This window comes from Pseudomonas sp. S3_B08 (assembly GCF_054667725.1).
Window position 1 is genome coordinate 516,365 of record NZ_CP162750.1, and the last position, 25,602, is coordinate 541,966.

Below are 25,602 nucleotides of genomic sequence, written 5' to 3' on the forward strand. Positions count from 1 at the left end.
TTTATTAAAGCGCGTGTGCCGTCAATGCCGTCACGCTAAAGCAAAGTGGCGGCGACGGACAGACGCAATTGTCAGCAAAAGTCGCGGTTCAGGCGGCTTTGGGTTTCGGCGGAAATTTCGGCGCGTGCAAGCCCAGCTGCATGCCCTGACGGACCATGGCCATGATGTCTTCATGGGCCACATCGAACAGGCGCTTGAGATTGGGCAGGACGAAGTACAGCGGTTGCAGGATGTCGATGCGATACGGCGTGCGCATGGCTTCCAGCGGATCGAAGAGCTGATGTTCGGGCTCGTCCGACAGGCAGTAAACGGTTTCTTTCGGCGAAGACAGAATCCCGCCGCCGTAGATGCGCTTGCCGTGCGGGGTGTCGACCAGGCCGAATTCGATGGTCATCCAGTACAACCGGGCCAGATACACGCGCTCTTCCTTGGTCGCCTGCAGGCCGAGCTTGCCATAGGTGTGGGTGAATTCAGCGAAGTAGGGGTTGGTCAGTAGCGGGCAGTGGCCGAAGATCTCGTGAAAGATGTCCGGCTCTTGCAGATAGTCGAGTTCTTCGCGGGTACGTATGAAGGTGGCGACGGGGAATTGCTTGCTGGCAAGCAACTCGAAAAACGTCTGGAAGGGAATCAGTGCTGGCACCCGGGCAACCTGCCAGCCGGTGGTCTCGCCGAGGACTTTGTTGATCTCGGCCAGTTGCGGGATGCGGTCGTGGGGCAGACCGAGTTTTTCGATACCGTCCAGATATTCCTGGCACGCACGACCTTCAATCACCTTCAACTGGCGAGTGATCAGCGTGTTCCACACCGCATGTTCTTCGGCGGGGTAGTCGATAAAACCTTGCGCATCGGGCTCGCGAGCCACGTATTGCGTCTGCTTCATGCTGCTCTCCTGCTAGGAAATTCGTTTTTGTTATGTCCAGCGATGGCTAAAGGAATACCCGAGAGTGACAGGGTGTGCAGCATGTTGACCGGTGTGTGCGTAGGAAAATTCTGCTTGTTTCGTAAAGTTATCGTTACGCTTTGTCGGGTAATGCGCATTTACGGTGATTGGCGGGTTTGAAAAGGGTCGGGACTGTCACATAATCTTGACAACTATCTGCGTGCCCCGACAGAAACATCTGCCCCGGGCGCGCCACAGAACCCTGTGGGAGCGAGCCTGCTCGCGAAAGCGGTCTGTCTGACACATCGATACTGGATGAGCTGGCGCCTTCGCGAGCAGGCTCGCTCCCACAAGGACATGTGTTTATCTTTCAAACCTGTCGGACCTTTTTCTATGCGCATCAAAGTCCACTGCCAGAATCGCATCGGCATCCTGCGTGACATCCTCAATCTGCTGGTGGCGTACGGGATCAACGTCGCACGCGGCGAGGTGGGTGGTGAGCATGGCAATGCGATCTACCTGCACTGCCCGAACCTGATCAACATCCAGTTCCAGGCGTTGCGCCCCAAGTTCGAGGCAATCGGTGGGGTGTTCGGGGTTAAGCGCGTCGGGCTGATGCCCAGCGAACGCCGGCACATGGAATTGAACGCACTGCTCGGCGCGCTGGAATTTCCGGTGCTGTCGATCGACATGGGCGGCTCGATCGTTGCGGCCAACCGCGCGGCGGCGCAGTTGCTCGGGGTGCGCGTCGATGAGGTGCCGGGGATTCCGCTGTCGCGCTACGCCGAGGATTTCGATTTGCCGGAATTGGTGCGCGCCAACAAATCGCGAATCAACGGCATGCGGGTCAAGGTCAAGGGCGACATCTTTCTCGCTGACATCGCGCCGCTGCAATCGGAACACGACGACAGCGAGGCCATGGCCGGCGCCGTGCTGACGCTGCACCGCGCCGATCGGGTCGGCGAGCGAATCTACAATGTGCGCAAGCAAGAGCTGCGCGGGTTCGACAGCATCTTTCAAAGCTCGAAAGTCATGGCCGCTGTGGTCCGCGAAGCGCGGCGCATGGCGCCGCTGGATGCGCCGCTATTAATAGAAGGCGAAACCGGCACTGGCAAGGAATTGCTGGCGCGCGCCTGCCACCTCGCCAGCCCGCGCGGACAGTCACCGTTGATGGCGCTCAACTGCGCCGGGTTGCCGGAGTCGATGGCCGAGACCGAACTGTTCGGCTACGGCCCCGGTGCCTTCGAAGGCGCGCGGGCCGAAGGCAAGCTTGGCCTGCTCGAATTGACCGCTGGCGGCACGCTGTTTCTCGATGGCGTCGGCGAGATGAGTCCGCGTCTGCAGGTCAAATTGCTGCGCTTTCTTCAGGACGGTTGCTTCCGTCGCGTCGGCAGTGATGAAGAGGTGTATCTGGACGTGCGGGTGATCTGCGCGACGCAGGTGGACTTGTCCGAATTGTGCGCGCGCGGCGAGTTTCGCCAGGATCTCTATCACCGCTTGAACGTGCTGTCGCTGCACATCCCGCCGCTGCGCGAGTGCCTCGACGGTCTGACGCCGCTGGTTGAACACTTTCTCGACCAGGCCAGTCGGCAGATCGGCTGTCCGCTGCCGAAACTGGCCCCGGCGGCGATGGATCGCCTCAGCCATTACCACTGGCCGGGCAATGTGCGGCAACTGGAGAACGTGCTGTTCCAGGCGGTTTCCCTGTGCGACGGCGGCACGGTCAAGGCCGAACATATTCGCCTGCCGGATTACGGCGTGCGTCAGCCGCTTGGCGATTTTTCCCTCGACGGCAGTCTGGATGAGATCGTCGGGCGCTTCGAGAAAGCGGTGCTGGAACGGCTGTATTCCGAGCATCCAAGCAGTCGGCAGTTGGGCAAGCGACTCGGTGTGTCGCACACGACGATTGCCAACAAGTTGCGTGAGTATGAGGTTGGCAAAACCTCCGAAAGCTAAATAGAGCCTTTGTGGCGAGGGGATTTATCCCCGATGGGCGGCGAAGCCGCCCCGCTTTTTCTTCCCAGCGACCTCATTTGCAGGCTTGGCGACTGCTGCGCAGCCGAACGGGGATAAATCCCCTCGCCACAGGATCTCCATCCCCCGCCGAACTCAGGATTGCCACTAACCGGCATGACACCGCCGGTTTTTCGTCTTCGACCCATTTCAGATTCCCCCTCCGATCCCCCCAAGTCCCCTGTTTACCGGGCCTTCGCCCGCCAATAAAAAGTTGGTCTGCAAATTGCTTATGGCTGAGCAGTACAGCGGTGGGCGGCAAACGTCCGGCATGCAGAGGAAACACTGTGGACAAGTACCTTTATGTGGCAATGACCGGCGCCAGCCAGAACGCACTGGCGCAGCGGGCGCATGCCAACAACCTGGCGAACATTTCCACCAACGGCTTCCAGCGCGACCTCGAGCAGGCGCGTTCGATGCCGGTATTCGGTGACAGCTTTCCGGCGCGCGCGTTTGCCATGAGCGAACGTCCTGCCACCGACTTCACGCCGGGCTCGCTGGTGCAGACCGGTCGTGAACTCGACGTCGCGGTATCCGGCAACGGTTTCATCGCCGTGCAAAACCCCAGCGGTGGTGAAAGCTACGTGCGTACCGGCAGCCTCAACATCGACGCCCTCGGCGTACTGCGCGCCGGCAACGGCATGCCGGTGATCGGTAATGGCGGCCCGATCGCTGTGCCGCCCGAGCAGCAGGTCGAAGTCGGTGAAGACGGCACCATCAGCATTCGCGCAATGGGCGAAGGCCCCCGCGTCATGGCCGAAGTCGACCGGATCAAGCTGGTCAATCCGGACATCAAGAACATGAACAAAGGCCTCGACGGTTCGATTTACACCAAGGACGGCCAGCCGGCGCAAGCCGACGCCAACGTCAAACTGGTCTCGGGTTTCCTTGAGTCGAGCAACGTCAATGCCGTGGAAGAAATGACTTCGGTGCTGGCCTTGGCCAAGCAGTTCGAGTTGCACGTCAAGATGATGAACACCGCCAAAGACGACGACCAGGCCATGGCTCGGGTCTTGCAGATCAGCTAATTATCAGAACGTCGCGCCGTAAAACAGGCGCACGAGGAGAATCGAATGCTTCCGGCTCTATGGGTTGCCAAAACCGGTCTGTCCGCCCAGGACACCAACCTGACCACCATTTCCAACAACCTGGCGAACGTTTCGACCACGGGTTTCAAGCGTGACCGTGCCGAGTTCCAGGACTTGCTCTATCAGATCAAGCGTCAGCCAGGCGCCCAGTCGACCCAGGACAGCGAACTGCCGTCGGGTCTGCAAGTGGGTACCGGTGTGCGCATTGTCGGCACCCAGAAAAACTTCACCGCCGGCAGCCTGCAAACCACCGAGCAGCCGCTGGACATGGCCATCGACGGTCGCGGTTTCTTCCAGATCCTGCAGCCGGACGGCACCACGTCCTACACCCGTGACGGTACTTTCCACCTCGACTCCAATGGCCAGATCGTCAACGCCAGCGGTTTCGCGCTGGAACCGGCGATCATCATCCCGAACGATGCGCAGACCTTCACTGTCGGCCGTGACGGCACCGTGTCGATCACCATCGCCGGCAACCCGGCCTCGCAAGTGATCGGCAACCTGCAGACCGCCGACTTCATCAACCCGGCCGGTCTGCAAGCAGTGGGCAACAACCTGTTCCTGGAAACCGCTGCTTCCGGCGCGCCACAGATCGGCACCCCGGGCCTGAACGGTTTCGGTACCACGCTGCAGAACACCCTGGAAACCTCGAACGTCAGCACCGTTGAAGAGATGGTCAACATGATCACCACTCAACGCGCCTACGAGATGAACTCCAAGGTGATCTCCACCGCCGACCAGATGCTCTCGTTCGTAACGCAGAATCTGTAATCCAGTCTTTGGGGCGGCCTGAGGTCGCCAGCAACACCGTGAGGTAGGGTCATGAAGCGCTTTGTATCTGTTCTGGCATTGAGTGGGGTCGTCTCGCTCGCGGGCTGCGTCGCCCCGACGCCCAAGCCCAATGACCCTTACTACGCCCCGGTGTTGCCGCGCACACCGTTGCCGGCGGCTGCCAACAACGGCTCGATCTATCAGGCCGGCTTCGAGCAGAACCTGTACAGCGACCGCAAGGCGTTCCGGGTCGGTGACATCATCACCATCACCCTGAACGAGCGCACCCAGGCGAGCAAGAACGCCAACTCGCAGATGGACAAGAACAGCGATAACTCGATCGGTCTGACCTCGTTGTTCGGCTCCAGCCTGACCACCAACAACCCGATTGGTGGCGGTGACCTGAGCCTCAACGCCGGCTACAGCGCCGACCGTTCGACCAAGGGCGACGCCAAGTCCGGGCAGAGCAACAGCCTGACCGGTTCGATCACCGTGACCGTGGCCGACGTGCTGCCCAACGGCATCATCGCCGTGCGTGGCGAGAAGTGGCTGACGCTCAACACCGGTGACGAACTGGTGCGCATCGCCGGTATGGTCCGCGCTGATGACATCGCGACCGACAACACCGTGTCGTCGACCCGTGTCGCCGATGCGCGCATCACCTACTCGGGTACCGGCGCGTTTGCCGATACGAGTCAGCCAGGCTGGTTCGACCGTTTCTTCCTCAGCCCGCTGTTCCCTTTCTAGGTGGCTACGTTGAATCTGAAAAGCCTTATGGTGGCCGCGTTGTTGATGTCTGCGGCGTTCACCGCACACGCCGAGCGGCTGAAAGACATCGCCAGCATTTCCGGCGTGCGCTCCAACCAGTTGATCGGTTACGGCCTGGTGGTCGGGCTTAACGGCACCGGTGACCAGACGACGCAGACTCCGTTCACCCTGCAGACCTTCAACAACATGCTCTCGCAGTTCGGCATCAAGGTGCCGCCGGGATCGGGCAACGTGCAGTTGAAGAACGTCGCGGCGGTGTCGGTGAGCGCCGATCTGCCAGCGTTTGCCAAACCGGGTCAGCAGGTCGACATCACCGTATCCTCGATCGGTAACTCCAAGAGCCTGCGTGGCGGCACCTTGCTGCTGACGCCGCTCAAGGGTATCGACGGCAACGTCTATGCGATCGCTCAGGGCAACCTCGTGGTTGGCGGTTTCGACGCTGAAGGCCGTGATGGTTCGAAGATCACCGTCAACGTTCCGTCGGCCGGTCGCATCCCCGGCGGTGCCTCGGTGGAGCGTGCGGTGCCGAGCGGTTTCAACCAGGGCAACAGCCTGACGCTGAACCTCAACCGCTCCGACTTCACCACCGCCAAGCGCATCGTCGACAAGGTCAACGACATGCTCGGCCCCGGCGTCGCACAAGCCATCGACGGCGGATCGGTGCGGGTCACTGCGCCACTGGATCCGAGCCAGCGCGTCGACTACCTGTCGATCCTGGAAAACCTCGAAATCGATCCGGGGCAGGCGGTGGCGAAAGTCATCATCAACTCGCGCACCGGCACCATCGTCATCGGCCAGAACGTGAAAGTGTCGCCAGCCGCCGTGACCCACGGCAGCCTGACCGTGACCATCACCGAAGACCCGATCGTCAGCCAGCCTGGCCCGCTGTCCAACGGCCAGACTGCCGTGGTGCCGCGCTCGCGGGTGAATGCCGAACAGGAAGCCAAACCGATGTTCAAGTTCGGCCCGGGCACCACCCTCGACGAGATCGTCCGTGCGGTGAACCAGGTCGGCGCAGCACCGGGTGACCTGATGGCGATTCTCGAAGCTCTGAAGCAGGCCGGCGCATTGCAAGCCGACCTGATCGTGATCTGAGGCCAGCCACCATGGATATGCGCAAAAGCGGTCTGGTCAGCAGCAGCGATTCGGGTTCCTACTCCGACCTCAATCGTCTGAACCAGCTCAAGGTCGGCGACAAGAACAGCGACGAAAACATGCGCAAGGTTGCGCAGGAATTCGAGTCGCTGTTCCTCGGCGAAATGCTCAAGTCGATGCGCTCGGCCACCGAAGCGCTTGGTCAGGACAACCCGCTGAACACGCCGGCGGCCAAGCAGTATCAGGAAATGTACGACCAGCAACTGGCGGTTTCCATGTCCCGCGAGGGCGGTGGTATCGGTCTGGCCGATGTGCTGATCCGGCAGATGTCGAAGAACAAACCGATGGCGCCGGGCGAGGCTGCAGCCGCGTCCGCCGCCAAGCAGCAGGAAGCGCTGGCCAAGGCCGCCGCCGTACCGACGCCGATTGCCGCCGGCACCGTCGCCACCGGTCCGCTGTCCCGCGTCAACGGCGAGCGTCCGTTGTGGGCATCGCGCTCGGTGCATGCGCCGAACAACACCGATATTTCCCATCGCAACGACATGGCGCTGATCAACCAGCGGCGTCTGGCGCTGCCGCCGAAACTGGCCGATCGCTTGCTCGCCGGTCTGGTGCCGTCGGCACCGAGCGCGGCCACTGCCAGCACTGCGGCGGCAGCGACCAACGCCTTGCCGCAACGGGCCACGACTACCGCCGTCACAGGCTCCGGCGCGTTGTACAACGGTGACTGGCTGGCCCGTGCTGAAGAGCAGAAAGCCGCTGGCGGGCAGATGCAGGTCTACGGCCGCGCCATGGCGCAGATTCCGCTGGCACCGGCGAAGAAGGCCTTCAGTTCCGCCGACGAATTCGTCAACACCATGTTGCCGATGGCCAAGGAAGCCGCTGACCGCATCGGCGTCGATCCGCGTTATCTGGTGGCGCAAGCGGCACTGGAAACCGGCTGGGGCAAATCGGTCATGCGCGCCCAGGATGGCAGCAGCAGCCACAACCTGTTCGGCATCAAGGCGAGCAGCAACTGGAAGGGCGATTCGGCCCGCGCGATCACCAGCGAGTTCCGCAATGGCGCGATGGTCAAGGAGACGGCCGAGTTCCGTTCCTATGCCTCGTACAAGGACAGCTTCCACGATCTGGTGACGTTGCTGCAGAGCAACAATCGCTATCAAGAAGTGCTGAAGTCGGCCGATAACCCAGAACAGTTTGTACGCGAGTTGCAGAAGGCCGGTTACGCCACCGACCCGAACTACGCGACGAAGATTTCGCAAATTGCCAAGCAGATGAACAGTTTTGAAAACTACGCTGCGGCGGGTGTCTCCACCACGCCTTTATAAGGCACCAGGTAATAAGGTCTGAACCATGAGTTTGCTCAATATCGGGATGTCGGGACTGTCGGCCAGCCAGTCCTCTCTGGCTACGACAGGCAACAACATTGCCAACGTCGACACCGCCGGTTATTCACGTCAGCAAACCGTGCAGGGCACCAAGTCCTCGCAGCAGTACGGCAGCGTTTTCATCGGCACGGGCACGACCCTGGCCGACGTGCGCCGGGTGTACAACTCGTATCTGGAATCGCAGCTGCACACCGCGACGTCGCTGGACAGCGAATCGGCTGCCTTCCTCAAGCAGGCGACGCCGCTGGACGCGATGCTGTCGGACACCAACACTGGCCTGACCGGTGTACTGCAGAAATTCTTCACCTCGATGCAGGGCGTATCGACGTCGGCCACCGATGACACTTCGCGTCAGTCGGTGCTGACCGGCGCGCAGGCGCTGACCAGCCGTTTCAATACCCTGGCCAAGCAGCTCAACGATCAGAACACCACGATCAACGGCAGCCTCGGCGACATGACTGCCCAGGTGAACAAGCTCGCCACGGCGATCGCCAATCTCAATCAGAAGATCGGCGAAATCTCCACCAGCGGCGGGGCGCCGAACGACCTGCTCGACAGCCGTAACGAAGCCGTGCGTCAGCTCTCCGAGCTGACCGGTGCCCAGGTCGTCGAGCGCGGCACCAGCTTCGACATCTATGTCGGCAGCGGCCAGCCGCTGGTCATCGGCAACACCACCAACAGCCTGAGCATGGTCGCGAGCAAGACCGACCCGTCGCGCATGTCGATCCAGATGGATCGCGGTTCGAGCACCATCGACATCACTTCGGTGATCAGCGGCGGCGAAATCGGCGGTCTGCTGACCTATCGCAAGGAAGTCCTCGACCCATCGCTCAACGAGCTCGGTCGCGTGGCCCTGGTGATTGCCGATCAGATCAACAGCCAGCAAGCCCAGGGCATCGACAAGAACGGTGACTTCGGTGCGGCGATTTTCAACAACATCAACAGTGCCGCCCTGATCAGTCAGCGCAGCATTGCGAAGGATGGCAACAGCGCCGGTTCGGGCAACCTCGATGTGACCATCAAGGACACCGGCAAGCTGACCACCAGCGATTATCAGGTGACCTTCACCAGCGCTACCGATTACACCGTCAAACGTTCCGACGGCACCGATCTGGGCGCATTCAGCACCACGACCAATCCGCCGCCAGTGATCGACGGTTTCACCCTGGCCTTGAATGGCGGCGCGCTGAGCGCGGGTGACTCGTTCAAGATCACGCCGACCCGCAACGCGGCGGCGAGCATTCAGACGGTCCTGACCGATCCGAAGAAAATCGCTGCGGCAGGTCCGCTGACCGGCGTCGCCAGCGCCAACGGTCTGGGCACGTACACCCAGCCGACGCTCAGCGACAAGATCGACATCTACAACCCGACCGCCCAGGCTGACATGCAGGCGGCGCTGAAGAATTCGACACCGGTCAAACTGGTATTCGGTGCAGCCAGCGGTGGCAGCCAGTCGTACAACCTGGTCGACGCCAAGGGCGCGACCATCGGCACCGGCACCATCGTGCCTGGCCAGTCGAACACGCTGAACCTGAAAGTCGGCATCGTCGATGCCAGCGGCAACCCGGTGATGGACACTACCGTCACGCCGAACGTACAGAAGACCTTCACCGTGCAGACCACCGTGGGCGGCACGCCGAAAACCGGCGAGACCTTCACCATGAACCTGACCGGTGCGGCGTCTTCGGACAACCGCAACGCCCAGGCACTGGTCGCATTGCAAACCAAACAGACGGTGGACACCGGTTCGGCGAGCAAGGGCATCAGCCTGACCGACGCCTACAACACCCTGGTGACCAACGTCGGTACCAAGACCGCCCAAGGCAAGTCCGACAGCGCCGCAACCACGGCGATTCTGGAGAACGCCAAGGGTGCCCGCGATTCGTTGTCCGGGGTCAACCTGGACGAAGAAACCGGCAACCTGGTCAAGTACCAGCAGTACTACACAGCGTCTTCGCAGATCATCAAAGCTGCGCAGGAAACTTTCGCCACGCTGATCAACAGCCTTTAAGGAGTCGTAATTCATGCGCATTTCCACCGCCCAGTATTACGGAACGCAAGCTTCGGATTATCAGCGTAACTTCAACAAGGCTGTCGCTACCGCGAGCGAGGCGAGCAGCCTGCAACGCATCAACACTGCCGCCGATGATCCGATCGGTGCCGGGCGCTTGCTGCAGCTGGGCCAGCAGGCGGCGATGCTCGATCAGTACAAGACCAACGTCAACACCACCAAAAGCGCCTTGACCGTGCAGGAGTCCACTCTGGATTCGATTACCACGGCGCTTGCGCGAGCCAAAGAGCTGGCGCTGGCCGCGAACAACGGCACCATCACCGACAAGGACCGCCAGGCATATGCCTCGGAACTGGGTGAGATCCAACAGCAAGTGCTGGGCCTGATGAACGCCAAGGATGCCAACGGCAACTACCTGTTCTCCGGTTCGAAAACCGATACCGCGCCGTATTCGAAGAATTCTGACGGCACGTTCAGCTACAACGGCGACCAGACCACCATCGATCTGGGCATCGGCGACGGCATGACCGTGGGTACCAACACCACCGGTTGGGACGCGTTCCAGCAGACCATCAACACCGGCCGCACCAACACCAAAATGACTGCGCCAGCTGTGGATGACGGCCGTGTCGTGCTGTCCAACGGCACCGTCGGCACTGCCGCCACCTACGACGCCAAGTTCACCGCCGGGCAGCCGTATACCATCGATTTCGTCAGCAGCACCCAGCTGAAAATCACCGATGCCTTGGGTAACGATGTGACTGCCGAGGCCAGCCAGAATGGCCTGATCAGCAACAGCACCGGCGCCAACCAGACTGTCAGCTTCCGTGGTGTCGACCTCAAGCTGAACGTCAACCTGAAGGCTGGCGATACCAATCCGGACGCCGTTATCGCAGGGCACAGTTTTCAGCTGTCGGCCTCGCCGGACTCGTTCACCACCACGCGTAATCCGGGTAACCCGTCGACCAGCGTGATCACCGGTTCGACCATCACCGATCAGGCAGCCTACACCGCAGCGTTCCCGCAGGGCGGCGCGGTGCTCAAGTTCACCAGCGCCACCGATTTCGATCTGTATGCCGCGCCAGTGACCGCCGACAGCAAGCCGGTTTCCTCGGGCACGGTCGCCGGCGGTAACGCCACCGCTGCCGGTGTGACTTTCGCCCTGGGCAGCGCGCCGGCCGCTGGTGATCAGTTCTCGATCCAGCCGAACAATCATCAGACCCAGAACGTGCTCGACACTCTGGGCCAGATGATCACCGCGCTGAATACGCCAGTCGACGGTGACCCGGTTGCCAAGCAGAAATTGCAGGGCGCGATGGAGGCAGGCCTCGGCAACATCGATGCAGCTTCCAACCAGATCGGCACCGCAGTCACCACCATTGGTGCGCGCGGCCAGGCGCTGGACATGCAGACCATTACCAACGACAGCCTGACCACGGCGAACAGCACGACCCAGGGTTCGATTCGTGATTCCGATCCGGCTGAAGTCATGACCCGTCTGACCCTGCAACAGACCATGCTGCAAGCCGCGCAACTGGCGTTCAGCAAGATCAGTCAGTTGGGGCTGTTCAACAAGATCTGATGATTGGCGGGCGCGTGCGCGCCCGCCAACGTTGTCCCTCTGTTAATGATTTTTTGCGGTATCAAGGGCTCGTTTTTGCGAGCGGGCTCGTACCGCCTGTGAGCCCGCCGTGAATTCACTCCCCCTCGTCAGCATTGCCATCCCTGCGTTCAATCCGCGCTTTTTCGAGCGGGCATTGAACAGCGCCGTCAGCCAGACATACGCGCCTCTTGAGATCATTGTCTGCGACGACAGTCGTGGTCATGAGATCGAAGGGATTGTCAGCGCTGTGGCCGAGCGCTCGGGTGTTGCCGTGCGCTATGTGCGCAACCCGCGCACATTGGGCATGGTCGGCAATCTCAAGGCGTGCCTTGATCAGGCGCAGGGTGAATTCGTCAAGTTCATGTGTGACGACGACCATCTCTATGCCGCCTGCATCGAGCAGCAGGCGCACGAGATGTTGCGTGAGGAAGTCAGCCTGGTGCTGGCTCAGCGGCTGTTCTGGGACGCCGACGACATCATTCTGCCGGCGCGCCTTGAAAACACTTCGTTGTCACCGGCCAGCGGTCTGTTCAAGGGTGACGACCTGCTGGGCATCTTCGAAAAATTTCCGGTCAATGTGCTGGGCGGTTTCTCCAGCGCCTTGTTTCGTCGTTCGGACCTCGTCGACTTGTTGCCGGCGCTGACTCAGGACGGCCACTGCTTTGTCGCCACCCTGGATTTCGCCTTGTACGTATGCCTGCTGCGACGCGGCAATCTGGCGATGTCGAACACCGTGCTCAGTGCCGAGCGGCTGTATCCGGAGCGCTTGAGTGCTCAGCAGCCGATGAAAGACGCGGTCGAGGTCGAGCGCGAGTGGATTCTGCAAATGCTCAAGGCGCGCAGCGGCGAGTCGGCGCCAGCGCCGGGTTGGGTGCGCTATGTCCCGCTGACCAAGGCTGACGTAATGCCGCGCGTCTGGGAAGAGCTGCCCCTGAGCCGTACGCTGGGTACCAAGCAGAGTCGCCAGGAGTGGTGCGTCGGCATCGATAGCTGGAGCTTCGCCGAACTCTACGCGCACTGGCTGCAATGCCGCAGTCTCACTGAAGGGCAGCGCAAGTTACTGCCGGAAACTCTGGCCGCCTGGCCACAACAGCCGCGAATAGTGCCGATCGTCATTGATGCCCAGGGCAGTCGCGATGGAGTCGAGCGCACGCTTGAGGCGCTTGCTCGGCAGGACTATGCCCCTGAACTGATTCTGGTGCTGTCCGCTTCCTGTAACGAGGCGACGCTGGATGGCCGCGTGTTCCACATGCCACTGGAAGGTGACGGGCTGGGTCAGATCAACGCGTTGTTGCCCCAACTGGAGGGCGCCGACTGGTTTTACCTGTTGCAGGCCGGTGACCGGCTGATGGCGCCGGCCTTGCTGGTCATGGCTGACCGGATCGCGCACTCGCCGTCGCTCGGTTGCGTGTACAGCGATGAAGGCGGTCTGCGCGATGGTGAGTCCGTGGAACCCGCCTTCAAACCCGATTTCAACCTTGATCTGATGCGCAGCTACCCGTATGTCGGGCGCGCCTTGGCGTTCAAGCGCGAACGCTTTCTGGCGCTGGGTGGTTTTGACACGACGTTCACCGAACTGGCTCCTCACGACATGCTGTGGCGCATGGTCGAAAGCGACGGCACCCAAGTGATCGGGCATGTCGCCGAAGTTCTGCTGGAGTCGCCATTCGATCTGTCGCGGTGGTTGGCCGAGCCAGGCGTCATCGAACAGAACCCTCGTGTGCTCGAAGCGCATCTGCAACGCATTGGCGTTGCCCATGAAATCCGCCGTGGCAGTTGCCAATTGCTCAATCGTGTCGATTATCGGCACGCGCGCCGTCCGCTTGTGTCGATCATCATCGTGACCCGGGATCAGACCGCTGCCTTGCAGCGGTGTGTCGAGACCGTGCTGGAAAAAAGCGCCTACGCCGAATACGAACTGCTGCTGGTCGACAACGGCAGCGAAACCGCTGAGGCCAGAGCATGGCTGGACGGCATCGCGCAATTGGGTGGTGACCGAATCCGCGTGCTGACGTACCCGCAGCCGGACAACATGGCTGCCCTGCACAATTTTGCCGTGACCAAGGCTCGTGGCGAATATGTGCTGCTGCTCAATACCTTTGCGGTGATTACCCACGCCGACTGGCTGGACGAGCTGCTCAATCATGCGCAGCGCCCGGAAGTCGGCGTGGTCGGCGCCAAGTTGTTCAACCCGGATGGTTATGTGCTGCATGCCGGCATGATTCTGGGGATGCAGGGCGCGGTCGGGTTGCCATTTTATGGACAGTCGCTGCAGTCGGACGGTTATATGTTCCGGCTGCAGGCCGCCCACGATCTGAGTGCGGTCGGCGGTGATTGCCTGATGGTGCGCAAGGCGGTTTTCGAGGCGGTGGCAGGGCTTGATGAAGAGGATTTGAAGCAGGCGCTGAACGTGGTGGATCTGTGCCTGCGCATCGGCCAGGAAGGCTACCTGGTAGTGTGGACGCCTTATGCCTTGCTGGCTCAGGGCGTGCGCCCGACTGTCGAGTCGACAGCTGAGCAAGGCGAGCAACATTTGCACGAGCAGGAAATCTTCTACAAGCGCTGGCTGCCGCGCATTGCCCGCGATCCGGCCTTCAATGTCAACCTGTCCTTGCAGGGCGTCGGCGCGACGAGTTTCAGCCTTGAGCCGGGCCTGCGTACGGGGTGGACTGCTTTTTCCAGGCCGCAATTGCCCAACGTACTCGCCGTGCCGATCAATGCCTCAGCGATTGGCCATTACCGCATGAGTCAGCCGCTGATAGAGCTGGAAGCGGCGAACCGGGCCGAAGGGTGTATTCGTTACGGCTTGCCGTCGATCATTGAAATCGAGCGTCAGTCGCCGGATGTCATCGTCCTGCAAGGGCGCTATTCCCAGGGCGCGATCGATGAAATCCCGCCGCTGAAAAAGTTCTGCCATGCCCGGCGCATCTTCGAGCTGGATGACTATGTAATCGATGTTCCGCATCGCAATGCGCATATCCGCAACATGCCCAGCAAGCAGGAAATGGAACGGATGGTGCGCCAGGCGATCAGCCTGTGCGACCGCGTGGTGGTGTCGACTCAACCACTGGCCAATGCGCTGTCGGACATGCACCACGACATTCGCGTAGTCCCCAACATGCTCGCGCAAAACCTCTGGACCGGTTTGCGGGGTCAGCGCCGCACCTCGAAAAAACCTCGCGTGGGTTGGGGCGGAGGCACCAGCCACCATGGCGATCTGGCGGTGATTGCCGATGTCGTGCGTGAGCTGGCCAACGAAGTCGACTGGGTATTCTTTGGCATGTGCCCGGATGACCTGCGTCCGTACATGCACGAGTTCCACGGTGTGATTCCTCTGGACGTCTATCCGGCCAAGCTGGCCAGTCTGAACCTCGACCTGGCCCTGGCACCGCTGGAGTTTCACATTTTCAATGACTGCAAGAGCAATCTGCGTTTGCTGGAATACGGCGCCTGCGGTTACCCGGTCATCTGCACTGATACCGAAGCCTATCAGGGCTATCTGCCGTGCACGCGGGTGAAGACCAACAGCACTGATGAGTGGCTGCAGGCGATTCGCATGCATCTGGCCGACCCTGACGCCAGTTATCGCATGGGTGACGAGCTGCACGAGGTGGTCATGCGCGATTATGTGTTGCGTGGTGACAATCTGCGGTATTGGGAGAATGGCTGGCTGGCGGATTGATCGTTTATACAGGCGGCTTTTTGGGGTTGCCTTTTTTTTGGGGCCTTGGCGGCCTTGGCGGCCTTTGGGCCGACCAGGCTGTTGGGGGTTTTGGGTGTAGATCCGTTTCTGCGGGTGTTGCTGATTACGGTTCCGCCCTTACGGCGGGTCACCTTTTTCAAACGCCAAAAAGGTAACCCAAAAGGCTTGCTCCTACGTTCGGCCCTCGCAGGCTCGGGTCCCTTCGCTCCGGGACTGATCCGGGCGCAGCGGCTCCGGTTTGCTTCGCTGCACCTCCTTCCGCTGTGTCTGGCTGCGCCAGACGGTCGCTACGCTCCCACGCCCGGATCAATCCCTCCACTCAGCCTTCCGACGTCGCCGGTGGATCAAGATCAAGAGCACTCGAGCTTGCGCTCATTGTTGAGTGGGGCGGCTTTGCCGCGGGCAGCTGCGCTGCTTTGATTTGATTTGCTTTGCTTTGCTTTGCTTTGCTTTGCTTTGCTTTGCTTTGCATTTGCATTTGCACTTGCTTTTGCACTTGCTTTTGTGGGAGCGAGCCTGCTCGCGAAGGCGGCCTGACCGCCGACCCATTTCTTGCTGGATGCCCACGATCCAACTGTAGGAGCTGCCGAAGGCTGCGATCTTTTGCTCTTGCTCTTGCTCTTGCTGTTCTGTGGGAGCGAGCCTGCTCGCGAAGGCGGCCTGACCGCCGACCCATTTCTTGCTGGACGCACGCGATCCAACTGTTGGAATTGGCGAAGGCTCGGGCTGCGATCGGACGATCTTTTGCTTTGGCTTTTGATCTCTTGCCCCTCCACGCCCTCAGCCCGTCCGTCATTCTGTTGCCACTTCCATCGAAGCCTCTATCAGCTATCTCCCAAAACCCGGCTACGAGCTGGCGCGTTTCCTGCAAGTGCCCCGCAAATCGCCATAAAACGAGCGCTCGCGGTGTTTCCTCCTGCGCCCGTAGCGGCAGAAGGTTTGGCCAGAAGGCCTGCGACGCTCAAAAAAGCAGTGCGCAGCCCGGTGACGTACGAGAGGGGAGACGATGAAGGCAGTAATTTTGGCGGGTGGCCTCGGCACGCGCATCAGTGAAGAGTCGCACCTCAAGCCCAAGCCGATGATCGAGATTGGCGGCAAGCCAATTCTCTGGCACATCATGAAGCAGTATTCCGCCCACGGGATCCACGACTTCGTCATTTGCCTGGGCTACAAGGGCTACGCGATCAAGGACTTCTTCGCCAACTACTTCCTGCATACATCCGACGTCACTTTCGACATGCGCAACAACCGCATGGACGTCCATCAGAACTACAGCGAGCCGTGGAGTGTGACCCTCATCGATACCGGCGAGGAAACCATGACCGGTGGCCGCCTGTTGCGTGCCGCGCGTTATCTCAAGGATGAAGAGGCGTTCTGCTTCACCTATGGCGATGGCGTTTCCGACATCAATATTGCTGAGCTGGTCGACTATCACAAGGCTCACGGCCGCCTGGCGACCGTCACTGCGGTGCAGCCGCCAGGTCGTTACGGCGCGCTTGAACGGCAAGGTGACCAGGTGCTGGGTTTCACTGAAAAACCCCGTGGGGACGGTGGCTGGATCAATGGCGGTTTCTTCGTGCTGTCGCCAAAAGTGCTGCCCTACATCAGCGATGACAGCACCACCTGGGAAGCCGAGCCGTTGGCCCGTCTGGCTCAGGACGAACAACTGAAGGCCTTCGAGCATGAAGGTTTCTGGCATCCGATGGACACCCTGCGCGACAAGAACCATCTCGAAGCGCTGTGGCAGAGCGGGGAGGCCCCATGGAAGCAATGGGCCTGAGTGCGGAGTTCTGGCGTGGCAAGCGCGTCTTGGTCACCGGACACACTGGATTCAAAGGCAGTTGGCTGACCCTTTGGCTGCAAAGCCTCGGCGCGCAGGTCAGCGGTTTTTCCCTGGATCCGTCGACTGAGCCAAGCCTGTTCGAACTGGCGCGCGTACACGAAGACATCAATGATCAACGCGGCGATCTGCGTGACCTCGGCGCCTTGCTGGAAATCATCGCCGAGACCGAACCGGAGATCGTCCTGCATCTGGCGGCGCAGCCGTTGGTGCGCGAGGGCTATCGCGATCCGCTCGGCACCTATTCAAGCAATGTCATGGGCACGCTGAACCTGCTCGAAGCGATTCGTCAGGTCGGCGGCGTGCGCGCCTGCGTGCTGGTCACTACCGACAAGGTCTACGCCAACAAGGAATGGCTGTGGCCGTACCGCGAAGACGAAGCCCTCGGTGGCCACGATCCTTACAGCAGCAGCAAGGCCTGCTGCGAGTTGCTCGCGCAGTCGTATGCCGCGTCGTTCTTCCCGGCGGACAAACATGCCGAGCATGGTTTGGCCCTGGCGACCGCACGCGCTGGCAATGTACTGGGCGGCGGTGACTTTGCCCCGGAGCGACTGATTCCCGACGTGCTCAAAGCCTGGAGTGCCGACGAGCCGGTGACCCTGCGTTACCCGCAAGCCGTGCGCCCATGGCAGCACGCCCTTGAACCGCTGGCGGGTTACCTGCAATTGGCCGCAGGCCTTTATGAGCGAGGTCCGGAGTATGCCGGCGCGTGGAACTTCGGCCCCGGTGAGGCGGACATGTGCAGCGTCGGCGAAGTCGTCGAATTGCTCGCCAGCCGCTGGCCGCAGGCACCTGGTTTGCGTATCGAAAAAAGCGAACTGCATGAAGCCGGCCTGCTGCGCCTGGACAGCAGCCGTGCGCGGCAATTGCTGGGTTGGCAAGCGCGCTGGACCTTGCAGCAATGCCTGGCCCAGACCCTCGACTGGCATCTGGCCTGGCAGAACGGCGATGACATGCGCGCTGTAACTCTGGGCCAGTTGAATCTGTACCGAGGCGCGCTGTGAGCGAGTTTTCCCTGAAAGCGTTGCCATTGGCCGGTCTGTTCAGCATTCAGCACAAACGTTTCGAAGATCAGCGCGGGCACTTCGCCCGGTTGTTCTGCGAGGGCAGCCTGATTGCGTTCGGCAATGAATTTCATATCCGCCAGATCAACCACTCCTGCACCCGCGAGAAGGGGAGTGTGCGTGGCCTGCATTATCAGAATGCCAACGCCCCGGAAGCCAAACTGATCACGTGCCTGCGCGGTGAGGTCTGGGATGTGGCGGTGGATCTGCGGCCGGACTCGGAGACGTTTTTGCACTGGCACGCCGAGCACTTGAAGGCGGGCGATGGCCGCAGCCTGTTGATTCCGGCCGGTTTCGCTCATGGCTTTCAGACGCTTACCGCAGACGCCGAATTGCTCTATCTGCACAGCGCCGATTACGCGCCGGAGCACGAGGGCGGCTTGTCGGTGAACGATCCTCGGCTGGCGATTGCCTGGCCGTTGCCTGTCAATAATTTGTCAGCGCGCGATTCCAGCCATCCTGCGCTCGATCAACACTTTGCTGGAGTGCGTCTATGAATTGCCGTGGGTGCGCCGCACCGCTGAATCTGCCGCTGATCGACCTCGGCACTTCGCCGCCGTCCAACGCCTACGTGCACGCCGATCGCCTGGAGCAGGCCGAGCAATGGGTCCCGCTCAAAGTCGCGGTGTGCCAGCAATGCTGGCTGGTGCAGACCGAGGACTACACCAGTGCCGATAGCCTGTTCGATGCCGAGTACGCCTACTTCAGTTCGTTCTCCAGCACTTGGCTCAATCACGCCGAGCGCTATGTCGCCGAGATGAGCGAGCGCTTCGGACTTAACGCCGACAGTCGTGTGGTCGAAGTCGCCGCCAACGATGGTTACCTGCTGCAATACGTCGCCGCGCGCGGGATCCCGTGCCTGGGCGTCGAGCCGACTCGCAGCACCGCACAGGCTGCACGCGAGAAAGGCCTGGAAATTCGCGAGCTGTTCTTCGGCCGCGACACCGCCACGCAATTGCGCAAAGAAGGCTGGAACGCCGACCTGATGGCGGCCAACAACGTGCTCGCGCATGTGCCGGACATCAACGATTTCCTCGCCGGCTTCGCGACGTTGCTCAAGCCGACCGGCGTCGCCACTTTCGAGTTTCCGCAACTGCTGACGCTGATGGCTGGCGCGCAGTTCGACACGCTGTATCACGAACATTATTCCTACCTGTCGCTGACCGCCGTGCAGACCCTGTGCGAGCGCAATGGCCTGGAAGTGTTCGACGTCAGCCAGTTGAGCACTCACGGCGGCTCGCTGCGCGTATTCGTGCAGCGCAAGGACGGCCGGCGCCGCGCTGTTCTCCCGGCAGTTCAGCAACAACTGCAGGCCGAACTCGCTGCCGGGATAAAAACCCCTGATTACTACGCGACCCTCGCGCCTGCTGCCGAACGCATCAAACATGACCTGCTGCGCTTCTTGTTGCAGGCCAAAGCCGACGGCAAACGTGTGGTCGGTTACGGCGCGGCGGCCAAGGGCAATACCTTGCTCAACTACGCCGGAGTCAAAGCGGATCTGCTGTCCTGGGTGGCCGATGCCAACCCGCACAAACAGGGCAAGTTCTTGCCGGGCAGTCGCATCCCGATTGTTGCGCCAGCGCAGATCGACATTGAGCAACCGGACTACGTGCTGGTGCTGCCCTGGAACCTGCTGCACGAAGTCAGTCAGCAACTGGCGCAGGTGCGTCAGTGGGACGGGCGCTTCGTCATCGCCGTGCCTGAGTTGAAAGTGCTGTGAAAGTTCTGGTCACTGGCGCCACGGGCTTTGTCGGTCGGCATCTGGTTGCTGCATTGCTTGAGCGCGGCTGTGAAGTCCGCGCGGTGGCGCGCAACGCAGAAACCGCGCAGGGCATGCCATGGATCAACCACGTCGAATTCGTCGCGGCAGACATTCACGCTGCCGACCTGAATGTCGTCGCGCTGACCGAAGGCATCGACGCACTCGTGCATCTGGCCTGGCCGGGGCTGCCGAACTATCGGGCGCTGTTCCATTTCGAGCACAACCTGATGGCCGATTACCGCTTTATCAAAAGCGCGATAGAGGCGGGCGTGTCGCAGGTGCTGGTGACCGGCACTTGCTTCGAATACGGCATGCAGAGCGGTCCGCTCAGCGAGTCAACCGAGCCACGGCCGAGCAATCCCTACGGTCTGGCCAAACATACGCTGCACCTGTTTCTGCAGAATCTGCAGCAGGAGCAACCGTTCACATTGCAGTGGGCGCGGTTGTTCTATTTGCACGGCGAAGGGCAGAACCCCAACAGCCTGTTGGCCGCGCTGGACCGGGCCATCGATAGCGGCGAGGCGTCGTTCAACATGTCGGCCGGTGAGCAGTTGCGCGATTTCCTCGCGATTGAAACCGCCGCGAGTCATCTCGCCGCGATCCTCCATCAGCGCGAGTTCGACGGCGTGATCAACTGCGCCAGCGGCCATCCGGTGTCGGTGCGTGCGCTGGTCGAACAGCGCTTGCGTGAGCGTGGCGCAACACTGGCTCTGAACCTCGGCCATTACCCGTATCCGACCCACGAACCGCTGGCGTTCTGGGCCGTTACCGAGCGCTTGCAACAGTTATTGGGAGAGTCGCCATGAGGCACGAGTTGTACCGGGCCACCGGCCTGCCGGTATTGCAGAACCGCACTTTCGCCGATGCCGAATCGGCGCGTGCCTCGGCCAGCGCCGACATGCTGCTGGTTCAGGACGAGCGCAGCGGTCTGGTTTTCAACGCCGCGTTCGATGCCGACAAGCTCAGTTATGACGCCGACTATCAGAACGAGCAGGCGCACTCCGGTCAGTTCCAGAAGCATTTAAGTGACGTCGAAGGCATCATCGGCAAGCACTTCAAGGGCCAGGAGCTGATCGAGGTCGGCTGCGGCAAGGGCTACTTTCTCGAGCTGCTCAAAAGCCTTGGCTATTCGATTACCGGCATCGACCCGGCTTATGAAGGCGAAAACCCCGAGGTGATCAAGGCGCCGTTTACGCGCGGCCTCGGCCTGGCGGCAGATGCCATTGTGCTGCGTCATGTGCTGGAGCACATCGAAGACCCGGTGAGCTTTCTGGCCGTGATCGCCGAGGCCAATCAGGGCGGGCAGATCTATATCGAAGTGCCGTGCCTGGACTGGATCCTCGAGCACAAGGCCTGGTTCGACCTGTTCTACGAACACGTCAATTATTTCCGCCTCGATGACCTGCGCCGGATGTTCGGCACGGTGCACGAGGCCGGGCATCTGTTCGGCGGTCAATATCTGTACATCGTCGCTGATCTGTCGACGTTGCGCCTGATACCCGAACAACCGGTGCCGCGCCTGACTCTGCCGGAAGATTTCAGCGCCAGTCTCGACCGTGCCGTGCAGATCATCCGCTCGGCGCCTGCGCAGGGTTCAGCGATCTGGGGCGCTTCGTCCAAAGGCGTGATCTATTCGCTGTACCTGCAACGCGCCGGCGTTGCGGTCGATCGCGTAGTCGATATCAACCCGGCCAAGCAGGGGCGTTATCTGCCGCTGAGCGGCGCGCGCGTGTCCTCGCCGCAAGAGGCCATGGATGCGCTGCCGGAAGGCGCGCACCTGTTTGTGATGAATTCCAATTACCTCGAAGAGATCAAGCGGATGACCGGTGGACGCTACGTCTATCACGCCGTCGACAGCGCTTCGTTTCAGTGACCCTTGAGATGACCAACATGACCGACAACAGCATCAACCAAGCCTTCGAAGCCGAGTGCCGCGAGCAGATCGCCCAGCAAGGTGACGACCCGAAACTGACCGGCCTGGCCCGGGATTTCTTCAACGAATCGGCCAAGCACAAATACAGCTACCACTTCTCGTGGATGGGCCGCCCGATCATCCAGCTGCCGCAAGACATGATGGCCATGCAGGAGATCATCTGGCAGGTCAAGCCGGACCTGGTTATCGAGTGCGGCATTGCCCACGGCGGTTCGATCATCTACTACGCCTCGCTGCTCGAGCTGCAAGGCCACGGCGAAGTGCTCGGCATCGACCTCGACATTCGTCCGCACAACCGTGAAGCCATCGAAAGCCACCCGATGGCCAAGCGCATCAAGATGATCGAAGGCTCAAGCATCGACCCGGCCATTGCCGCTCAGGTGCAGGCCGCCGCCAAAGGCAAGAAAGTCATTCTGGTCCTCGACTCCAATCACACTCACGATCACGTGCTCGAAGAACTGCGCCTCTACGCGCCGCTGGTGTCGGTCGACAGCTACTGCGTGGTCATGGACACCGTGGTTGAAGACATGCCGGCCGATTTCTTCCCGGATCGTCCATGGGGCCCGGGCGACAACCCGAAAACCGCCGTGTGGAAGTACCTGGAAGAGAACCAGGACTTCGAAATCGACCAGCAATTGCAGAACAAACTGCTGATCACCGTGGCGCCGGACGGCTACCTGCGTCGCGTTCGTTAATTCGCAACATTTACCCAGAGTTGTTTCGGCGAGTCGCCGGTTGTGGAGAGAAGTTATGCAAGGCAAGTACAGTTCTGAACTGACGCTACCGCTTGATGAGCTGTTGACGGTGGTGCTGATTACCCACAACCGACCGGCGTTCCTGCGTCGGGCTGTGAAGTATTACAGCGACTTGCCCTGCAAGATCATGGTGCTCGACTCCTCGCCGGAACGTCCGGAAGGCGATTTTTCCGCCGTCGATTACCATCATGTGCCGCAATTCGCGTACTGGGGGATGCAGGCCAAACTGGCCTATGGTGTCGAGCAACTGACCACGCCGTACATGGTGCTGGCGGCCGATGACGACTTCATCCTGCATGATTCATTGGCCGAATCCGTGGGTTTCCTGCAGGCCAATCCGGATTACGGCATGTGCCACGGCTACTGCCTGATGTACCTGACGCTGGCCGGTGGCGTCAGCTACTACCGCCGCGACAAAAAGGTCCAGGAAGACTACTGCTCTGAACAGGCTCAGGAGCGGGTCATCGATTACATGAGCCAGTACATCCCGCCGTTCTATGCGGTGACCCGTACTGATCTGATGAAGACCTGGCACTCGGCATTGCCACCCGGCACCAGCTTCCAGTGGCAGGAAATCGGCCATGTCTATTTCCTGCTGGCCAGTGCCAAAGCACGGATTCTGCCGATCCCTTATGTGGTTCGGGAGATCAACTACGGTGCCTCCGAGCACAGCACCGAGGTGTATCACTCGCTGACCTACGTCGATGCCAAATCGGTCGCCGAGCGTGAAGCCTTTGCCGAGTTCCTTGCCGCGCTGCCAACCCAGATCAAAGGGCTGAACGCCGAGCAGGGCAAAGCGCTTGCCCTGCAAAGCTTCGAGGCAATGGTCGACAGCCTGCAATCGAATCGAGCGCTGACTGCGGAGCTGATCATCCAGTCCACCTGGAATCAGGAGCTCAAGTACCCGGATCGTCGTTTCGGACCTTTGCAGTACGTGGAAATGCCGTTCTACAACGAGGCATTTTTCGACCGCCTGGCGCAGTTCGAATTCATGCTGCACGCCATGCCGGCGGGGCGCATCCAGCTTGAAGGCCTGGAGGGCGTCTGGACCCGTCAGGCGCACTTGCTGCAAGCACGCAACAACGACACGCCGGAAAGCGTTCTCGACCGTTTGTGGCAGGCTCACGATCTCAATGCGTTCAATCGCACCGTGGTCAAGCGGCTGGCGGCTCAACTGACTTCGATGGGCCAAGCCGAAGAGGCGCAAGCGATGCAGGCCTGGATCGAGCGTCTCGAAGCGTTGACCGTCGATGACCATCATGCGGTCATGGACAAGATGCAGTCCGGTCGCCTGCTCAACTGGCTGGCCGCACGTGCGCCCGGCGCTCACCTCGAGGCAATCGGCCAACATCTGGCGGTGAATGGCGGCGGGCCGCAGTTCGGCATTTTTCTGCTGGATCTGGACGACGACATCGACAAGCTTCAGGTGTCTCTCGACAGCTTGCTGGAAGGGCAGTGCAAGGCCTTCCGCATTGTCGTGTTCACCACCGGCGAAGCGCCCGCCGCGACCACGGCACAGAACACCCTGCATTTTGTCCGAGTGACCGCGGGCAATCTGATCGACAAGCTCAATCAAAGCGCTCGTCAATCGCCGTGTGACTGGCTGCTGTTGGCTGAAGCCGGTGATGAGTTCACTGCCAGCGGATTGTTGCGCGCCAGCCTGGAGTTGATGAACGCCGGCGATTGCCGCGCGGTATCCACCGACGAAATCCAGCGTCAGGAAAACGGTGCCCTGACCGACGTGTTCCGGCCGGGCTTCAACCTTGATCTGCTGCTGAGCCTGCCAACGCTGATGGCGCGGCACTGGCTGGTACGGCGCGATGCGCTGGTCGAAATCGGCGGCTATCGCGCTGATTTCAGTCAGGCACTGGAGCTCGATGTGCTGCTGCGTCTTATCGAAGAACACGGCCTCAACAGCCTGGCTCACCTCGACGAGCCGCTATTGATCAGCCAGGCACCAGAGCTGGTCGAGAATGCTGACGAGCGCCTGGCGCTGCTGCGCCATTTGGGCAATCGCGGTTACAAGGGCAAAGTGACGTCAGCGGTTCCGGGGGTTTACCAGATCGACTACCACCACAGTGATCGTCCGCTGGTGTCGATCATTATTCCGGCGGGCAGCGATCTGGCGGTGCTGCAACGTTGCCTTGAAGGTGTGTTGCTGCGTACCCGTTACCATCACTATGAAGTGCTGATCGCCGCCACTGCGGATCAGACGGCTGAGATCAATGACTGGCTCGGGACTTACAAGCACTCCAGAGTGCAGGTGCTGCGTACTGATCGGACGTTGAGCGCAGCAGGATTATTCAACGCGGGCAGTCGTCAGGCGCGTGGCGAGTACCTGGTGCTGCTCGCCGCCGATGCGGAAGTGGTCAATCCGAACTGGCTCGACTCTTTGCTCAACCATGCTCTGCGTCCGGAGGTCGGCGTGGTCGGGCCAAAACTGATCGACCGTGATCGCAAGATCAGCCAGGCGGGATTGATCCTGGGCATGAATGGCGGGGTCGATTCGCCCTTCGTCGGTGAAGATCACGATGCCGATGGTTACCTGCACCGCTTGGCGGTGGAACAGAACTACTCGGCGGTATCGAGCGTGTGCCTGATGGTCCGCAAAGAGTTGTACGAGGCGCTCGGCGGTCTGGACGAAAGCACATTTGCCGAAGGCTTCAGCGATGTCGATCTGTGCCTGAGCGCCGGGCAGGCCGGTTATCTGACGGTATGGACTCCGGCGGTGCAAGTCATCCATCAGGGCGGTATGCCTGACGCCCCGCAAGCGCTGCTGGCCCTGCGCGAAAAATGGCCGGCGGCATTCGTTCAGGATCAGGCCTACAACGCGAACCTGAGCCTGAAGGGCAAAGGCTTCGTGCTCGATGACAATGCTTCACTGGACTGGGCACAGTTGCTCGCTTAAGCCTGGCGACAGGGACGGAA

The 25,602-nt window shown here is 60.9% G+C and carries 18 protein-coding genes; 17 read left to right on the forward strand and 1 reads right to left on the reverse strand.

The annotated features are described in order from the left end of the window. Positions 1-88 precede the first annotated feature (88 nt). A complete protein-coding gene (phhA, locus tag AB4N73_RS02455) occupies positions 89-880 on the reverse strand; it encodes a phenylalanine 4-monooxygenase (protein WP_041478990.1) in 792 nt (263 codons plus the stop codon). Between the two features lie 393 nt (positions 881-1,273). On the opposite strand from phhA, the gene AB4N73_RS02460 reads away from it, so the two are divergent. The 17 genes from AB4N73_RS02460 to AB4N73_RS02540 all read left to right on the forward strand — a co-directional run bounded on the left by AB4N73_RS02460 (position 1,274) and on the right by AB4N73_RS02540 (position 25,582). Beyond that, positions 1,274-2,836, forward strand: a complete 1,563-nt coding sequence (locus AB4N73_RS02460; RefSeq protein WP_016771113.1) for a sigma-54-dependent phenylalanine hydroxylase transcriptional regulator PhhR — start codon at positions 1,274-1,276, stop codon at positions 2,834-2,836. A 344-nt stretch (positions 2,837-3,180) separates the two neighbouring features. Beyond that, on the forward strand, positions 3,181-3,921 hold the full coding sequence (locus AB4N73_RS02465; protein WP_016771112.1) for a flagellar basal body rod protein FlgF: 741 nt from the start codon (positions 3,181-3,183) through the stop codon (positions 3,919-3,921). Between the two features lie 45 nt (positions 3,922-3,966). After that, positions 3,967-4,752, forward strand: coding sequence for a flagellar basal-body rod protein FlgG (gene flgG / locus AB4N73_RS02470; RefSeq protein WP_016771111.1), 786 nt, complete (start codon positions 3,967-3,969; stop codon positions 4,750-4,752). Positions 4,753-4,803: 51 nt separating this feature from the next. Then, positions 4,804-5,499, forward strand: a complete 696-nt coding sequence (flgH, locus tag AB4N73_RS02475; protein WP_016771110.1) for a flagellar basal body L-ring protein FlgH — start codon at positions 4,804-4,806, stop codon at positions 5,497-5,499. A 27-nt stretch (positions 5,500-5,526) separates the two neighbouring features. Next, positions 5,527-6,615 carry a flagellar basal body P-ring protein FlgI gene (locus tag AB4N73_RS02480; protein ID WP_024012083.1) on the forward strand — a complete coding sequence of 363 codons (1,089 nt, stop codon included), beginning with the start codon at positions 5,527-5,529 and terminating at the stop codon, positions 6,613-6,615. An 11-nt stretch (positions 6,616-6,626) separates the two neighbouring features. After that, entirely contained in the window at positions 6,627-7,943 is a 1,317-nt protein-coding gene (gene flgJ / locus AB4N73_RS02485; RefSeq protein WP_024012084.1) for a flagellar assembly peptidoglycan hydrolase FlgJ, read from the forward strand. A 25-nt stretch (positions 7,944-7,968) separates the two neighbouring features. Then, on the forward strand, positions 7,969-10,014 hold the full coding sequence (gene flgK, locus AB4N73_RS02490) for a flagellar hook-associated protein FlgK (RefSeq protein ID WP_071171415.1): 2,046 nt from the start codon (positions 7,969-7,971) through the stop codon (positions 10,012-10,014). Between the two features lie 13 nt (positions 10,015-10,027). Then, positions 10,028-11,596: a flagellar hook-associated protein 3 gene (locus tag AB4N73_RS02495; RefSeq protein ID WP_150636629.1), complete on the forward strand. Its 1,569-nt coding sequence runs from the start codon at positions 10,028-10,030 to the stop codon at positions 11,594-11,596. A 109-nt stretch (positions 11,597-11,705) separates the two neighbouring features. Next, positions 11,706-15,299, forward strand: coding sequence for a glycosyltransferase (locus tag AB4N73_RS02500; RefSeq protein WP_460142887.1), 3,594 nt, complete (start codon positions 11,706-11,708; stop codon positions 15,297-15,299). Between the two features lie 1,027 nt (positions 15,300-16,326). Next, positions 16,327-17,100, forward strand: coding sequence for a glucose-1-phosphate cytidylyltransferase (rfbF, locus tag AB4N73_RS02505; RefSeq protein ID WP_041478997.1), 774 nt, complete (start codon positions 16,327-16,329; stop codon positions 17,098-17,100). Further along, positions 17,082-18,164: a CDP-glucose 4,6-dehydratase gene (rfbG, locus tag AB4N73_RS02510; protein WP_457264008.1), complete on the forward strand. Its 1,083-nt coding sequence runs from the start codon at positions 17,082-17,084 to the stop codon at positions 18,162-18,164. Before rfbF ends, rfbG begins: the two co-directional genes overlap by 19 nt. Further along, positions 18,161-18,721: a dTDP-4-dehydrorhamnose 3,5-epimerase family protein gene (locus AB4N73_RS02515; RefSeq protein WP_056783766.1), complete on the forward strand. Its 561-nt coding sequence runs from the start codon at positions 18,161-18,163 to the stop codon at positions 18,719-18,721. Before rfbG ends, AB4N73_RS02515 begins: the two co-directional genes overlap by 4 nt. Then, positions 18,718-19,944: a class I SAM-dependent methyltransferase gene (locus AB4N73_RS02520; RefSeq protein WP_150636637.1), complete on the forward strand. Its 1,227-nt coding sequence runs from the start codon at positions 18,718-18,720 to the stop codon at positions 19,942-19,944. Before AB4N73_RS02515 ends, AB4N73_RS02520 begins: the two co-directional genes overlap by 4 nt. Further along, on the forward strand, positions 19,941-20,792 hold the full coding sequence (locus AB4N73_RS02525) for an NAD-dependent epimerase/dehydratase family protein (protein WP_423663778.1): 852 nt from the start codon (positions 19,941-19,943) through the stop codon (positions 20,790-20,792). The genes AB4N73_RS02520 and AB4N73_RS02525 overlap by 4 nt, the downstream gene beginning before the upstream one ends. Next, positions 20,789-21,859: a class I SAM-dependent methyltransferase gene (locus AB4N73_RS02530; RefSeq protein WP_041479002.1), complete on the forward strand. Its 1,071-nt coding sequence runs from the start codon at positions 20,789-20,791 to the stop codon at positions 21,857-21,859. The genes AB4N73_RS02525 and AB4N73_RS02530 overlap by 4 nt, the downstream gene beginning before the upstream one ends. A gap of 17 nt (positions 21,860-21,876) precedes the next feature. Then, positions 21,877-22,614 (forward strand): cephalosporin hydroxylase family protein, encoded by a 738-nt coding sequence (locus AB4N73_RS02535; RefSeq protein WP_038860482.1) that lies wholly within the window; start codon positions 21,877-21,879, stop codon positions 22,612-22,614. A 55-nt stretch (positions 22,615-22,669) separates the two neighbouring features. Continuing rightward, on the forward strand, positions 22,670-25,582 hold the full coding sequence (locus AB4N73_RS02540; protein WP_056783777.1) for a glycosyltransferase family 2 protein: 2,913 nt from the start codon (positions 22,670-22,672) through the stop codon (positions 25,580-25,582). The last annotated feature ends 20 nt before the right edge of the window (positions 25,583-25,602 follow it).

Bases quoted from the DNA above. Each gene is read 5' to 3' on its own strand.
- phhA (WP_041478990.1), bottom strand. From the start codon at position 880: ATGAAGCAGACGCAATACGTGGCTCGCGAGCCCGATGCGCAAGGTTTT.
- AB4N73_RS02460 (WP_016771113.1), top strand. From the start codon at position 1,274: ATGCGCATCAAAGTCCACTGCCAGAATCGCATCGGCATCCTGCGTGAC.
- flgG (WP_016771111.1), top strand. From the start codon at position 3,967: ATGCTTCCGGCTCTATGGGTTGCCAAAACCGGTCTGTCCGCCCAGGAC.
- flgH (WP_016771110.1), top strand. From the start codon at position 4,804: ATGAAGCGCTTTGTATCTGTTCTGGCATTGAGTGGGGTCGTCTCGCTC.
- AB4N73_RS02480 (WP_024012083.1), top strand. From the start codon at position 5,527: ATGGTGGCCGCGTTGTTGATGTCTGCGGCGTTCACCGCACACGCCGAG.
- flgJ (WP_024012084.1), top strand. From the start codon at position 6,627: ATGGATATGCGCAAAAGCGGTCTGGTCAGCAGCAGCGATTCGGGTTCC.
- flgK (WP_071171415.1), top strand. From the start codon at position 7,969: ATGAGTTTGCTCAATATCGGGATGTCGGGACTGTCGGCCAGCCAGTCC.
- AB4N73_RS02495 (WP_150636629.1), top strand. From the start codon at position 10,028: ATGCGCATTTCCACCGCCCAGTATTACGGAACGCAAGCTTCGGATTAT.
- rfbF (WP_041478997.1), top strand. From the start codon at position 16,327: ATGAAGGCAGTAATTTTGGCGGGTGGCCTCGGCACGCGCATCAGTGAA.
- rfbG (WP_457264008.1), top strand. From the start codon at position 17,082: ATGGAAGCAATGGGCCTGAGTGCGGAGTTCTGGCGTGGCAAGCGCGTC.
- AB4N73_RS02520 (WP_150636637.1), top strand. From the start codon at position 18,718: ATGAATTGCCGTGGGTGCGCCGCACCGCTGAATCTGCCGCTGATCGAC.
- AB4N73_RS02530 (WP_041479002.1), top strand. From the start codon at position 20,789: ATGAGGCACGAGTTGTACCGGGCCACCGGCCTGCCGGTATTGCAGAAC.
- AB4N73_RS02535 (WP_038860482.1), top strand. From the start codon at position 21,877: ATGACCGACAACAGCATCAACCAAGCCTTCGAAGCCGAGTGCCGCGAG.
- AB4N73_RS02540 (WP_056783777.1), top strand. From the start codon at position 22,670: ATGCAAGGCAAGTACAGTTCTGAACTGACGCTACCGCTTGATGAGCTG.